10 protein-coding genes are annotated in these 14,444 nt (G+C 40.4%); 4 read left to right on the top strand and 6 right to left on the bottom strand.

What is annotated here, in order from left to right; all coding sequences use genetic code 11:
• Positions 1–25 precede the first annotated feature (25 nt).
• Complete coding sequence (locus tag ACUR5C_RS12495; protein WP_454465472.1) at positions 26–1,447, bottom strand: hypothetical protein; 1,422 nt, start codon at positions 1,445–1,447, stop codon at positions 26–28.
• 148 nt (positions 1,448–1,595) lie between these two features.
• Between ACUR5C_RS12495 and serB the strand changes: the two genes are divergently transcribed.
• Entirely contained in the window at positions 1,596–2,531 is a 936-nt protein-coding gene (serB, locus tag ACUR5C_RS12490) for a phosphoserine phosphatase SerB (protein WP_454465471.1), read from the top strand.
• A 91-nt stretch (positions 2,532–2,622) separates the two neighbouring features.
• Here serB and ACUR5C_RS12485 read toward each other — a convergent pair whose 3' ends face one another.
• The 3 genes from ACUR5C_RS12485 to epmB all read right to left on the bottom strand — a co-directional run bounded on the left by ACUR5C_RS12485 (position 2,623) and on the right by epmB (position 7,999).
• Positions 2,623–4,695 (bottom strand): EAL domain-containing response regulator, encoded by a 2,073-nt coding sequence (locus ACUR5C_RS12485; protein WP_454465470.1) that lies wholly within the window; start codon positions 4,693–4,695, stop codon positions 2,623–2,625.
• Positions 4,696–4,825: 130 nt separating this feature from the next.
• Positions 4,826–6,649, bottom strand: a complete 1,824-nt coding sequence (locus ACUR5C_RS12480; protein ID WP_454465469.1) for a cyclic-di-GMP receptor FimW-related protein — start codon at positions 6,647–6,649, stop codon at positions 4,826–4,828.
• 327 nt (positions 6,650–6,976) lie between these two features.
• On the bottom strand, positions 6,977–7,999 hold the full coding sequence (gene epmB, locus ACUR5C_RS12475; protein ID WP_454465468.1) for an EF-P beta-lysylation protein EpmB: 1,023 nt from the start codon (positions 7,997–7,999) through the stop codon (positions 6,977–6,979).
• A gap of 46 nt (positions 8,000–8,045) precedes the next feature.
• On the opposite strand from epmB, the gene efp reads away from it, so the two are divergent.
• Complete coding sequence (gene efp / locus ACUR5C_RS12470; RefSeq protein ID WP_454465467.1) at positions 8,046–8,609, top strand: elongation factor P; 564 nt, start codon at positions 8,046–8,048, stop codon at positions 8,607–8,609.
• Between the two features lie 146 nt (positions 8,610–8,755).
• Positions 8,756–9,688 carry an EF-P lysine aminoacylase EpmA gene (gene epmA / locus ACUR5C_RS12465; RefSeq protein ID WP_454465466.1) on the top strand — a complete coding sequence of 311 codons (933 nt, stop codon included), beginning with the start codon at positions 8,756–8,758 and terminating at the stop codon, positions 9,686–9,688.
• 44 nt (positions 9,689–9,732) lie between these two features.
• Here epmA and asd read toward each other — a convergent pair whose 3' ends face one another.
• Positions 9,733–10,602, bottom strand: coding sequence for an archaetidylserine decarboxylase (asd, locus tag ACUR5C_RS12460; protein ID WP_454465465.1), 870 nt, complete (start codon positions 10,600–10,602; stop codon positions 9,733–9,735).
• Positions 10,603–10,846: 244 nt separating this feature from the next.
• On the opposite strand from asd, the gene ACUR5C_RS12455 reads away from it, so the two are divergent.
• Positions 10,847–13,411 carry an EAL domain-containing protein gene (locus tag ACUR5C_RS12455; RefSeq protein WP_454465464.1) on the top strand — a complete coding sequence of 855 codons (2,565 nt, stop codon included), beginning with the start codon at positions 10,847–10,849 and terminating at the stop codon, positions 13,409–13,411.
• On the opposite strand, the gene rsgA is transcribed toward ACUR5C_RS12455, so the two are convergent.
• Positions 13,408–14,418: a small ribosomal subunit biogenesis GTPase RsgA gene (gene rsgA / locus ACUR5C_RS12450; RefSeq protein WP_454465463.1), complete on the bottom strand. Its 1,011-nt coding sequence runs from the start codon at positions 14,416–14,418 to the stop codon at positions 13,408–13,410. The genes ACUR5C_RS12455 and rsgA overlap by 4 nt on opposite strands.
• Between the last annotated feature and the right edge of the window lie 26 nt (positions 14,419–14,444).

Raw genomic sequence — 14,444 nt, 5'->3', positions numbered from 1 at the left:
TGAGAAATTACCAGTAAATGTCGGCCTAATTTGATGAAATAATATAACTCGCTTGACGACTAATTTGTTGATTTATAGTCTCTTTCACCGAAACGAGCTTTATTGGCGGATTAATTTGTGGGGCGTCAGTTGAATCGAGCGGAATAAATTCACCATAAGCGGAAAGGTCTGATAGGTGAAAGCCCAAAAACAAACAGTCGCCGTACTGACAGTTTAACCCTTGTTGATTAATTTGCTGCATCATTCGATTGCTTAATGAAACGCCGGTAATATTGCTTCGTTCATCTTCTAATACCAGCATGGTACCTTTTCCAATATAGCCTTTCATACTAATGGTAAGCTCTATTTTGGCTAACAGAGCTTGAATCAGCTCGACTAGACTAATTGCTTTGGCTACGGCATCGGCGCTTTCTATCGGTTTTTGTGCTGGATTAATAAACGGCACTAGACAACCCGATAAGATATTTCCTTGTGGTTGATATCCGTAACTCATTACCGCTGCCTTTAGGTATTTTTCGGCTTGGCTTAAACTATGTGCGGCTTTGCTATTGGCTTGATCTTGCATTTCAAATTGCAGATAACAAAAAACACTCGCGTCGGTGCGATAACTATGACTCCAACTACTTGGTTTTACACTGGGAGAGTTCATTTGATTGAGCTTCAAAAGCGATGTGTTAGTTAGTGACTTAAAGCTGTCGAACCACTCTTGTCTTGTTTGTGGGAATTTTTCAGCGTTAACTTGAATTAGCTGGTGGCAAAGTAAAACAAGCTCTTGCGCTTTGCGTTCATGCTTACGCAGGAGCAGCATAAGGCCTAAAAACAGCCCGCCGGCTATAACAAAAATTAAGTAGTATGCGTAGCTTAATGATTGACGAAAAGACGATTCGAGTAAGGTTTTATTTAAACTTATTTTAAACCAACCGGCGGTTACATCTTGGTATGTGATTTTTTCGATAAACGGCGTGTCGCTTTGTGCATCAAGGTAAGTTTGAGCAGCTTGCTTAATATTTAGGTTTGGCTTTTCAGCTTGCTCATTGGGTATGCTTAAGCTTGAATTTACCTGGTCGATGTCTTGGTTGGTCTGGTTTACATCGGCAATTGTTGGGCTACTAGCCTCAAACACGTTTGCTGGGTATTGCGCTACTATTTGGCCATCTTCTGCATAAATAGTTGCGCTTCTAATATAAATGTCTTTGGCAACATTTTCGACTAGGTTTTGCAGTAATATTTTGTCATCTGCTAATAGTGCTTCAGCCGCCGACTTAGCCGCTATTTGGGTTATTGAATTAGCATATTCGCTCGTTCGCTTATTTACTAGCTGCTCTACTTGATAACTTAGAATTGCCCAGGAAATGAGTAAAATTACTAAACATATCGCTACAACGCTAGAGAAAAGTCCGCGCAGTATTTTGGGAGGTCGCAATTGTTTTATTATTGTTTTTGGCATAACTGCATTGTAGCAATTTAGTCTTCGGCTTGTAAAAAATTAAATGCTGCCCTTATCACATTATCTAAACAGGACGTTGCTGAATTTTTTAGTTAAAATGCTATTCCTTGCAGCTGCTAAGCTAGGCTAACCAATTTAAGAGTGACAAATGCCATTTCAAGCCAATCTTTACTATCAATTACATGCTAATCAGTGGTCTCAAGTTACCCCGAAAAGCGCAGCACAGTCTAAAGTTTCGATTTTTTGTGAAGCTGAGAAGTTTTGCGAAGAGCGTTTTAGCAAGTGGGTTGAGTCGCATCGTTATGCTCAGCACTGGCAGATAACACGGCGCGCGAGTCAGCTATTAGTGATTGAGCTTTTTGTGTATGAGCCGCAGCATAATGAATTGGATTTACAAGCTTTAACCAAGCTTGGGTTAGACTACATTGTTTGGCCTAATGCTAGTATAGGCGCGCCGCAACTTATCGTTTTTGACATGGACTCAACCTTTATTGAAATTGAGGTGATTGATGAGCTAGCTAAGCGTCATGGCGTCGGTGAGCAGGTTGCTAAAGTGACTGAGTTGGCTATGCAGGGCGAATTAGATTTTACCGAAAGCTTAATCTCTAGGGTCAAGTGTTTGCAAGGTCTTCCTATAAGCGAAATCCAGGCAGTCGCCGAGCAACTCCCACTGTCTCAAGGAATTACTCAGCTGGTTAAATTAGCTAAGCAAAATCAATGTTATATAGCGATTGTCTCTGGCGGATTTATGCCATTTGTGACCTATTTAAAGTCGCAACTTGGGCTGTTAAGAGTGAATGCAAACCAACTTAAAGCCACTGATGGTACACTAACCGGAGAGCTTGAAGGCCCAATTATTGATGCGCAGGCAAAAGCAGACTTTGTGGACCGCTTAGCGCGTGAGGTAAATATTCCCTTAGAGCGCGTGATGGCAATAGGTGACGGTGCTAATGACTTGTTAATGATGAACAAGGCTGGGCTAAATATCGCTTACCGTGCCAAGCCTGCGGTACAGAAAGCGGCTGCTGGGCAAATGAATGTGACTGATTTTGCTCAACTTGCTGAGGTTTTTGGTTGGCACTAGTCGCTTTTTACCAGCCAACCAATCTTTATTTAGCGGAGGTGATCGCTCGGCTTAAGTTTAAGTTAAACCGAGCTTAAATAAATTCGTTAAGCTAAAAACCGCTAGATGAGAAGTCGTAATTCATTTTGTCACTAGGCCGCTGCAGGTAATACCCTTGAATATATTTTACATTCATTGGCCATAGTGCCGCGAGCATGGCGGCTTCTTCAACCTTTGGAATAATACTAATTTTGTCGCGATTGTGGATCTCAACAAGCAGGTCGGTTACTTCTTCTGCTAAATCGGCATCGGTGTGAATGCTTTTTGATTTCTCGTCGCTGATACGGACGAAATCAACATCGAGTTGATCGAGTAAAACTTTTTGTTCTGGATCGCTGCCAAAATTAGCTAAACATAAGGTATAACCTTTTTGTTTGAGCTCGGCAACAAGTGCTATGACTCGCTTCAAATGGTTAACGGCATCACTTTCTTCAATTTGAAAGATAACGCTGGATTTTTTAAGCCCGCTCGCTTTAACAGTTTTGTCGATAAACTCGCCAATACTTTGGTCAATTAAAGAGACACTGCTTAAGTTGACAAAAAGCTGCGTATTTTGTGGAACTTTTTGAGTAATGATAGCTTTTAATGACTGCTTAAAAATCCATCGATCAAGTTTTTCACCCAAGCCGGCCGCTTTAGCAATTGGTAATACTTTAGTGGTTTCAAGATCATTGCCGTTTTCATCTTTAATTCGTAAAAGCACCTGATAAAGTGGTTTTTCTTCGCCGTGAAGTTTTACAATGGGCTGATACATCAATTGAATTCGGCCCGCTTCTATTGCCTCTTGAACTTTGTCGAGCATTTCCACATCTTTAGAGCTACCTGCATTCTTAACTGCTTTATTGAAAATTTTAAATCCATCGCCGTTTTCATTGCGATTTGCGGCACTTAAAGCATCTGAAAGAATTTGAGCAGGGCTTTCACTTTGCTCACCGACAGGGCAAATACCGATACTGAAAGTGATTTTAACGGTATGTCCTTCTACATCAAATAAATGAGAGCGAATTTCTTCACATAATTTAGCTGCTAAGTCGCGCGCTTTTATGGAAGCAGAATTAGGTAATAACAAGCTGTAGGCGTTATCTCCAACTCTTGCAAGCTTGTACTCGTCGTCTATTTGCTCGGCTAACCAGTTAGCACAGTCAATGGTTATTTGGTCGCCACCGGCGATACCGTATTCAGATAAAATTTGATCGTGTTGATCGTATTCTATATACAAGACGTGATAGGCGTCGCCGCTGTCATTTGCATTTAAAATAGCTTTTTCTAAAACTTCGGTAAAATAAACTTTGTTATAAAGCTCGGTGAGAGTGTCTTGGGCACTAAGCTCGCGTAGCTTTTCTTCGAGTTCTGCATTATCTGCTGCAGGTCGAATAAGTAATTGGGTGCAAACTTCATCGTCGTAGTTTGCTGTAGATAGGGTCATGATCGCTTCAAATGTAGACATATCGGAGCGAGTTCCCACAAAACTAAAGTTTTGATGATCGCTTGGACCCGCAACCGTTTTTAAGTATTGACGAAACTCATCTTGGCTGCTTTTGTCTATCATATCGAGCGCAGGGACGCACAATAGTTCGTCGTGATCTTCAAAGCCAAATAGCTCTAAATAAGCGCTATTGGCATAAACGTGCATTCCATCGTGTACATAAGCTATGGCGTCTTGTGAGTTATCGAGTAATAAAGTGCAGCGTTTTTCTGTTGCTTTTAAAGCTAATTCAGCTTGAGTTTTTTTACGTCGAGTCTCTAAGCTTTGCAACTCTCTGGTCACTTTTAGGTTAAGTAAAGGGAGGTTGTCTTTAGTGACCCCGTCTACTGCGCCAGCGTTCATACACTCGATTAAAATTTTGTCGTCATGTTGCTGCATAAGCACAATACATGGAATGTCGCGGCCAAACTCGGCAATTTGCTCAATGGCTTGCTTGGCTGATAAGTCTGGGTGATCAATGTTTGCCAGTAATAAGTCTGAAACGCCTTTTTCAAGCGCTTGTGATAATTCTTCTGGGGTGAGCACTTGGGTCGCTCTCACCGCATAGCCGGAGTTTCGGAGCGAATTTATCATCACCTCGGCCTGGTTTGACGATGGCTCAAGCAAAAGTAAATGAATGGTTTTAATTTTTGCTGTCATAGGTAATATTTCGGCCTGAATTATATTTACTTATTATGAAAAAGTGTTTTTTTTAGGTTGTTATAACAAATTGTAGCTGAGATTAGCTTAATACAAAAGAGACCTAGATCAAATAAAAGCCGAACAATCTTTAAAAGATATCCCAAAAACTTTGGTTATCATCACTTTTTGAAGCTTTAGTTTTATCATTTTCTTGCGCTGAGTGCTTTATAACGTCAAAAGTAAATTGTTTAAAGTTGCTGTTACCCATGAGCTCTTTGTTTAAGCGAGCATCAAAGTAAGACCCAACCTCTTTCACTCTAACTTTAGCGTTAATTGAGAAAGATAACGGGTTACAAAGTAGCGTAGCAGGTTGTCCAATACCGGTTAAGGCGGGCAGTAACAATGCTCGGTGATCGCTATTTTGTTCGGTTTTACTGTTGCGTAATTGAATATCTATTGGTGTTACCCCGGGTGCCAGCAATTGCACGCCCATTTGGATTGTTTGAGTTTTAAGCTGCCGCCTTACCCATCTAACAACGCCGATGCTCCATAAGGCTTGCTCCTGGTTTTCTATAATACCGAGTATTTCGCCGGTTTGAGCATGTTTTGGGACATCGGTCGCGGCTATTTCTATACAATAACCGCTTGGACTAATGTTTAACAGCCCAACTTTTTGCATCTTATAGTTTTCTCTAACGATGGTTTCTCGGCTTCTATTCACGGTTTCGTTGCGTTTCTTAATATCTGCTATTTCATCTTCGGTTTGGTAAAACTTATTCCAAACGCTATTGCCTGGTGAACTTGTGGAACTTAAATAGTCGCTGTTGGGCTTTAACGTGTCCCGTTTATTGACTGAAACATCGGTAAGAGTCGCGTTTTTTAAGCTGCCTTCCATACGTTCTAATGGCGAATCGGTTGCATCGCCACTTCGGTTTAAGGCTTGGTGAGTTTGCTTTAATAAATAGTGAGTGGCTGATAAGCCAAAGCAAATATCCAGTTCACCGTCGCAGGAGGTTCGGGCAAACGAGCGATGTTTAGAATTGTTCCAACAATGAATTAAGTGCCTCAACAACATGCTCTTGCGGCTACTATTTTGGTCGGTCGATTGAATCGTTGCGAGCATGATTTTCAGGTGCTCAATCGCCGTAGTTGTGGTTAACTTTAATACTTGTTCGGTTTTTTCGTGCTTAAATAATGATTTGTGTAATGGCGGCGATGAAGAGTCTAAAACCACCACATAGTGTTGCTTGTTATAGGCGTGACCTTTTAAGGTTACTTTATCGGTTAAACTAGGTAAAAGTTGCCATAATAGTTCAATTTCTCTTTGGCGCAATTGATAAGGGTTTGCAACACTTAATAGCAGCACTTGAATAAATTCAGCATAAACACAGGTCTCTTGAGTTAATGCCGATAGATTGGTGTTTGTATTTTCAACTTCGTGCTCTCTGGCAATTTTAAATAATTGATAGAGCTCGTGCCAAAGCCGTTTGGGCACCGAGGCATAAAGTTTGTAGCATCTAAAGATTACCTGACCGTGATAATGAGTTGCGTGAGTCAAAGCATTGGCTAAGAGCTTTTTATTGCTCCATTTGACCTCGTCGGTAATGATTGACTCAATCACCGTGTGATAACCAATTGAAAATTCGGTGTGTATGGCCTGAATAAGGGCCGCAATTTTCTTTTGTTTATCTGTCAGCGCAATATGGTTGTTGATAAACTGCTTTTCTAGCGAATGAACTAACTTAACGTTGAGAGGCTCAATGGTATTTAATATTGCTAGTCGTTTGTCAGCATCAAGTATCATTTGATTGCTGTCAACCAATAGTCGATAAATGCTTTTGCAACTGTCTCCTAAGTTGGCTACAGGCAAATCTTTTATCCATTGCGCTACTTTTTTCGGGGTCAACTCAAACGCAGGCTTTAAATTCGCCTGAAGTTCTCTTACGGTTAACCCTGAACGTCCTAGTTTCATTTAACAATTTCCTAACAACTGACAACCTGCAAACAACTGAGCAATCAACCTTGATGGGTAAATTCTATAACAATGCTTTGCTTATTTAAAAGCCCTTGTATTTAGGTGACTAAACCTTAGTCTGTTTTAGTACTTTACAATCCGCATTGGCAATGAACGCTCGCCAAAAAAAGCTAATGTATCCTATGAATTTCTTAATTAAAACAAAAATTTACTTTAACTATCTAAAGTTTAGTATAAATGGTCGAAATTTACAGAATTCAGGTCAGATATGCTGCTAAATTATGCCAAATACTTCACACAAGACCGTCTAAACTTGTATTTTGTTTAAACAATAACCGTTTTTGAGCTTTTCCCCGGTTGTTCGCAAGCTAACCTTGGGACTAAATAGCCGGGCAACATCTTTCGCATTTGCTCCACAATTTGAACGGCTTGATCTTTAGCTAGGTCAAAATGAGCGGCGCCAGCGACTTTGTCGAGTAAATGTAAGTAGTAGGGAATAATTCCGGTTTGGTAAAGCTTTTCACTTAAACTGGCGAGCTTGTTAGGACAGTCGTTAATGCCTTTTAAAATAACGCTTTGATTTAGCAAAAAGACTTTGGCTTGCCTTAGTTTGTCCATTGCCTGAACAAAACGCTGGTCGATTTCATTGGCATGGTTAATGTGTAATACCAGATTAGTTACTAGCCGAGTTGAGGCGAGTTTAGCAACCAGTTTGTCGGTGATACGTTGCGGAATGACGACCGGTAATCGGGTATGAATTCTTAGTTTGTTAACATGCTTGATTTGTTCTATTTGTTCGATAATAGCAATTAATTGAGAATCATTTAAGATTAAAGGGTCTCCGCCACTCAGAATGACTTCGGTTATTTGTGGTCGCTGAGCAATATATTGTAATGCTAAATTTAGCTCGTCACCGCTTGCCTGTTTGTCTTGATAAGGAAAGTGGCGCCGAAAACAATAGCGGCAATTAACTGCGCAAGCAGAGGCTAAAATGAGTAGCACGCGAGAGTGGTATTTGTGCAGCAGCCCTGGTGGGTTAAGCGATTTCTCTTCTAAGGGGTCGTTGGTGTATCCTGGCACTTCAATATCTTCTAGCGACTGGCTAATTACTTGAAGTAAAAGAGGGTCTTTCGGATCGCCCGGTACCATTTTATCAATAAACGGTTGTGGCACGCGCATGGCAAACTGATTGGATGGTGAGAATTCAAAGTCAAATGCTTCGCTATTAAGTCCTAACTGCTCAATCAGCGAAAATGGGTCCTTAATCGCGGTTTTAAGTAGATATTTCCACGATTTTTCCTGACATTTTTCGACAGAAACGGGTATTATTGGCTGCATATTTTTCATAGGGGCTAGTTTACCCCAAGCGAATAAAAACACAGAGAGATTTTTAATGGCAACTTATTCAACTAATGATTTTCGTAACGGCTTAAAGTTTATGCTCGATGGTGAGCCTGTTTCTATCGTCGAAAACAATTTTGTTAGACCGGGCAAAGGTCAAGCTTTTGCTAAAACAAAAGTTCATTACTTGTTAACCGGCCGTACCGTAGAAAAAACCTTTAAATCGGGAGAATCATTTGAAGCTGCCGATGTAATGGATACCGATATGGAGTATTTATACACTGACGGAGAGTATTGGCACTTTATGGATCCAAACTCATTTGAGCAGTTTGCTGCCGATGCGACCGCAGTAGGTGATAATGTGAAATGGTTGAAAGAGCAAGACTCTTGTCTAGTCACTCTGTTTAATGGAACACCCATTTCTATTACCCCGCCTAACTTTGTTGTGCAAGAAGTGACAGAAACTGACCCTGGCTTGAAAGGCGATACTTCTGGAAGCGGAGGTAAACCTGCCACTCTAGAGTCTGGCGCAGTTGTGCGAGTACCACTGTTTGTGCAAATAGGTGAGAAGATTAAAGTTGATACTCGTACCGGTGAATATGTTTCAAGAGCTTAAAGTGTGAGTGATTCTGGTTGATATTTTTGATCAGCTAAAAAAGCCGCTTAATTAGCGGTTTTTTTATTTCCTATAATTGACGCCACTGACAAAGTTGAGTTGCTTGAAAAACTTTAAAACAGTGTTTCTATTGATTAAGTAATTTTATGAAAAATTCTATATTAAAGCAGCGCGCTAGCTTACTAAGAGAAATTAGGAGCTTTTTTTATCAACGGGAAGTACTTGAAGTTGATACGCCATTGTTGGCTGCAACAACCGTTACCGATCCTTATATGTCTGCGTTGCAAGCACTAAACCCGCAAGGAAAACAGGTTGGTTATTTACAAACATCTCCTGAATATGCAATGAAAAAGCTACTGTGCGCCGGCAGTGGTGATATTTACCAGCTAAGCAAAATGTTCAGGGCAGACGAAGTCAGCCCGCGCCACAACAATGAGTTTACGCTATTGGAATGGTATCGTTTGGGGTTTGATGAGTCGCAACTTATACAAGAAGTTGTCGATTTAATTAGGCAAACCTCAGGTCATAAGCCGGTGCAATTAATGTCTTATCGAGATGCCTTTGTAAAGTATTTAAACATTGATCCTTTTAACATTAGCTTTGACGATTTACGTCGTTTTAGTCGAGAGCGTCTAGGTGAGTTACCCAGTGATTTATTATTTGATAACTACTTAACGCTACTTTTTGCAACTCAAGTTGAGACTCAGTTTGACCCCCATGAAATAACTGTTGTATTTGATTTTCCTGCCTCTCAAGCAGCGCTAGCTAAAACGGCAACTACGCACTATGGATTGGTGGGTAAACGGTTTGAAGTTTATTGTGGCGGCTTAGAACTAGCGAACGGGTTTTATGAACTTACGGATCCGCAAGAGCAGCTTGCACGATTTGTTGATGATAACAAGATTCGTGCCCAACTTGGCTACCCTGAGCAAAAAATTGATATGGCGTTGATTGAAGCGATGCAGTCTGGGTTACCTGCTTGTGCTGGAGTTGCACTAGGAGTTGACCGTTTATTAATGTTGAAACTAGATATTAGTGATATACAAGCGGTATTGCCAATGGCATTTTGCGACAAGTAGTGCAAAATGCCCATGACTTGCAAGCATTTAATTTCGCTAGCTGTCTATTTCTGGCAGTCTACTTGAGTAATGAGCTTTTGTCCTAAAATAACTGACTCGGCAAGTGCGATATTCTCAGCCCATTGCCAATGACGTTTTTCCATTAATAATACGACAGTAGAGCCTAACTTAAAGCGTCCCATCTCTTCGCCTTTTTTAAGCGCTATAGCTTGATCATGATATTCCCAGGTTTTTACCTGATCTCTGCTCGGCGGAGTGACTGTGCCTGCCCAAACTGTTTCAACACTTCCTACTATGGTGGCGCCAACCGCAACCATGGCAAACTTTCCAAATGGGGTATCAAAATAAGAAATAACGCGCTCATTTCTTGCGAAAAGTGCTGGAACATTGTTGGCAGTTAAAGGATTAACTGAAAACAGCTTGCCCGGAACGTGTGTCATGGCGGTTAATTGCCCGTCACAAGGCATGTGTATTCGATGATAGTCTTTAGGTGCTAAATAGATGGTGCAAAATTCGCCATCAACAAATGGCTGGGCTCTTTCTTTATCACCGCCGAGTAACTCCAATGCTGAATAATCATGGTTTTTTGCTTGAATAATTCTACCTTGTTTTACCGCGCCAAACTGACTCATTGCGCCATCGACAGGAGAGCAAAAACTGTTGCTATCTGAATCTATAGGTCGAGTCTCAGGGCGAATCGCTCGAGTAAAAAAGTCATTAAAGCAGGCGTAGTTCTCTAGCTCTGGTTCAACCGCGATAGACATATCTATTTGGTAAGCTTTGGCAAACTTAGTGATAAACCAGTTTTTGAACCATGTAGTTTTTAAATCTGCCAGCTTACCCGCCAGTATAGATACCGCATGCTGAGGGAAAAGGTATTGTGCAGTAACTTTTAATTGATCTTTTACAGACATAAGTGAGTTTCGAGTCATTTAATTAATTATTTGGCGGCATTTTAGCGCTATTTGCAGAAATTGTCAGTTTTTTGCCTGCGGATAGCTAAACTTTCTAGATTAGTCTGCATCTTGAGGAAAGTTCACTATACTTAATTGAGTTAATTGATAAGCCATGTTGTTAAATTCGAAACCCGCTAGGGTTAGTCCAATTTATTGTGTTTAAAGGTTTACAGCGTAGCCAAAACTAATAAGTAGCAGCTAATTGAATACATCCGACTTAACCAAATTTAAGCGTACTCCGCTAGAGTCCGCGCTGTTTAAAATCACAGAATGCGCTGTGCATACTAGCTCGCTTCAAGAGTATTCGGCCGAATTACATAAAATTATTCAGACCTTAATGTACGCAAAGAACTTTTTTGTGGCGGTATATGAGCAAAATAACAGTTTGATTAATTTTATTTATGTCGCCGATGAATACGATACTGGCAGCGATAATCATGTACTTAGAAAACTAAGTACTGAAGACTTACGGCGGACATTAACTGGTTATATGCTGCGCACAGGTACCATGCAACACTTAAGTCAATCGACTCGCCAAAAGCTGACTCAAAAAAATATTGTTGATGAAGTGGGTGTGGATTGTCATGACTGGCTCGGGGTGCCGTTAATTTATAATGATGAAATTTTGGGCGGTATTGTCATCCAGAGTTATCAAGATGATATTGAGTATGGCGATCAAGAAGAAGATATTTTGCAGTTTGTCGCACGCCAAATTGCGCTGGTATTTAAGAGTAAGCAAGCTGAAAAAGATCTAATTGAGACCAATGCGCTACTTGAAAAACATGTAGAGGAGCGTACCGAAGATCTCAATCGAATTAATCTGGAATTAGCGAATGAAGTAGAAGAGCGTAAAAAAAGTCAAAAAATACAACTCGCGCTGTATCAAATTACCGAATTAGTTAGTACCTCAGACAGTTTAGATGATTTTTATCAAAGTGTTCATCAAGTAATTAAGAGCTTAATGTATGCAGAAAACGAATACATTGCATTATTAACGGATGACCGCCAATTTATCGATTTTGCTTATTTTGTTGATGAATATAACCCTTCGCCTAAAAAGCGGCCTTTTAACCAAAATGAGGAGTCTTTAGGGTTTACCGAAAAGGTATTGCAAACCGGAAAGTCATTTTTATATTGTAAAGAAGATGAATATATTGGGGTGATTGGCGGTAAAGTTTGTGTCAGCTGGTTAGGTGTTCCGTTAAAAGATTTAAATCAAGTGTTTGGCGTATTAGCGATTCAAAGCTACCAAGAGGGAACCACTTATAACCGCGAGCAGCAACAAGTTTTATCAACTATTGGGCAGCAAGTTGCGACCGCAATTTTACGTAAAAAAGATGCCGAATCATTGCGACATGCTCACGAATATCTAGAAGAGAGAGTAAGAGCTAGAACTCATGAGCTGGAAGAAACCATTGAAAAAAGAAAACTTGTAGAAAGAAAGCTGGCTCACGAATCACTGCATGATACTTTAACGGGACTCCCTAATCGTCAATATTTATTAAATTCGCTTAACGAATTAATGAGCAATAAGCAAAGCCAAGGTGAGCAGCTTGCGTTGCTGTTTTTAGATCTCGATAGATTTAAAATAATTAACGATAGTTTAGGGCATCATATTGGCGATTTGTTTTTGATTGAAATTGCTCAGCGGTTAAAGCAGTGTATGCGCGGTGGCGATCTTGTCGCTCGCTTGGGCGGAGATGAGTTTTGCATACTCATGCCAAAAATAGAAGATGAGCGAGTCGCGTTAAGTTTAAGCTCGCGAGTATTAAAAGTTCTAAAAACGCCTGTTGAAGTAGCAAATAACTCATTAATTACGAGTGCGAGTATTGGCGTAAGGTTAGCCATACCGGGGAAAAATAGTGCCGAAGAAGTTATGAGTGACGCCGACGCAGCTATGTACCAAGCCAAACATCAGGGAAAAAATTGCTATTGTCTATTTGATTCTAAAATAAAAAATATTGTGACTAATCGCATGAAAATGGAGCGAGATTTACGTGATGCGATAGGCGGAGATCAATTGTTTTTAGTTTACCAGCCTTTGGTTAATATTGAGAGTGGTGAAGTGGAAGGTTTTGAAGCATTGGTAAGATGGTTGCACCCTAGTGTTGGGTTAATAGGGCCGGATGAATTTATTCCCGTTGCTGAAGAAACTGGTTTAATCGTTGAGATTGGTGAAGTGGTTATTGATATGGCATGCCAAACTTTGGCATTTTTTAAACGCTCCGAGCTGCTCAACGCTTATTATTTAAATGTAAATGCGTCTTCGGTGCAGGTATTAGCCAGAACCTTAGATCAAGTCATTCGCAAAAAGCTAGTAGAGTATCAAGTTGACGCAAAAAAATTAAATATTGAAATTACAGAGAGTATTTTAATTGAAGATTATAAAGCCGCGCTTAATTTTGTAAGAGAGTTAAAAGCGATGCAAGTTAAAGTCTACTTAGATGACTTTGGCACTGGGTATTCTTCATTAAGTTATTTGCACAAATTTCCTTTTGATGCGATTAAACTGGACCGTTCGTTTATTCAAGTTTTGGAGCAGTCAGACAGCAACAAAACCATAGTTGAGTCGATAGGTCAGCTGGCAAAAAATTTAGGCATTCATATTGTGGCAGAAGGTATTGAGTCGCAGCAACAATTAGAAATTTTGAAAGGCATGAACTACACCTGCGCGCAGGGATATTATTTTGCCAAGCCCATGAAATTAGAAAAAGTGCTTGATTATTTAAGCAGTGTGCAAGAGCAGAAAAAGCGTGAAGGCAATTAGTTTTCGGTAGCGTTTGCTTGGTTAGCCAATACTATTTTGCAATAATTTTGCCAACGTTGAAGCGGAATTTCTGCATTGTCTTTTGCCTGAATTATCGCGCACCCAGGCTCATTAATATGTTTACAATCTCTAAACTTACACCCGCCAATAAATGGTTTAAACTCAACAAATCCCTCTGCCACAGTGTAACAATCCATATGCCATAAGCCAAAGTCACGGATACCGGGAGAATCGATAATAAAACCGGTGTTGGCCTCAAATAAAAACAATTGAGATGCCGTTGTAGTATGTTGACCTAGCCGTGAGTTGCTAGAAACTTCATTTACGATGGACTGTTGCTTAGGAAAAAGTTGATTGATTAAAGAGGATTTTCCTACCCCTGATTGTCCTACCAAGATACTCTGGGATGCTTCTGCTGCTTGTTTTAGTTGTGAGATTCCTAGCCCAGATTGAGCACTCGTTAAAATAACCGAGTAACCTAGCTGGCGATAAATATCGAGTTGTTGATTTAAATTTTGTTGATCTATTTCAGATTGAAGGTCCCATTTGTTAGCCACAATGATGACTTCAATGCTGGCATTGTCGATTGCTACAAGGTATCTGTCTAACAAAGTTGCTGAAAAATCAGGCAGCGGTGCAATCACGACAAATATTTGGTTGATATTGGCAACCACTGGTTTTAGCCCTTGATGCGGAGAGGGCCTTTCTAAAATGCTTAACCGGGGTTGAAGAGTTTCTACTATTCCTTGCTCATCGGGAGCGAGCCTAAAGGTGACTCGATCGCCAGTAACTGGCGAGCCTAAGTTTTGACGTAGATAACAACGAAACTTTCTTTTGTCACTAAGCCTTACTATGTCGGCTTGTTCGCCATAACGACTTACGAGCAGACCTTGGTATGCTTCTGAAAGGTTATCATTATTTTCTAATGCAGCCCCTTTCGCGCGCTTTTTATGTTGTTGCGCAATTTGACGGCGTTGACGCTGGGTTAGTTTGTCTCGTTTGGCCAATAGTTACTCGTTGTTTTAGTCATTAG

The sequence above is a fragment of the Aliikangiella aequoris genome (genome assembly GCF_053709105.1).
Note: the sequence above shows the minus strand (reverse complement) of the source record. Positions and strands in the feature narration are given on the sequence as shown.

Bases quoted from the DNA above. Each gene is read 5' to 3' on its own strand.
- ACUR5C_RS12495 (WP_454465472.1), bottom strand. From the start codon at position 1,447: ATGCCAAAAACAATAATAAAACAATTGCGACCTCCCAAAATACTGCGC.
- serB (WP_454465471.1), top strand. From the start codon at position 1,596: ATGCCATTTCAAGCCAATCTTTACTATCAATTACATGCTAATCAGTGG.
- ACUR5C_RS12485 (WP_454465470.1), bottom strand. From the start codon at position 4,695: ATGACAGCAAAAATTAAAACCATTCATTTACTTTTGCTTGAGCCATCG.
- ACUR5C_RS12480 (WP_454465469.1), bottom strand. From the start codon at position 6,649: ATGAAACTAGGACGTTCAGGGTTAACCGTAAGAGAACTTCAGGCGAAT.
- epmB (WP_454465468.1), bottom strand. From the start codon at position 7,999: ATGAAAAATATGCAGCCAATAATACCCGTTTCTGTCGAAAAATGTCAG.
- efp (WP_454465467.1), top strand. From the start codon at position 8,046: ATGGCAACTTATTCAACTAATGATTTTCGTAACGGCTTAAAGTTTATG.
- epmA (WP_454465466.1), top strand. From the start codon at position 8,756: ATGAAAAATTCTATATTAAAGCAGCGCGCTAGCTTACTAAGAGAAATT.
- asd (WP_454465465.1), bottom strand. From the start codon at position 10,602: ATGTCTGTAAAAGATCAATTAAAAGTTACTGCACAATACCTTTTCCCT.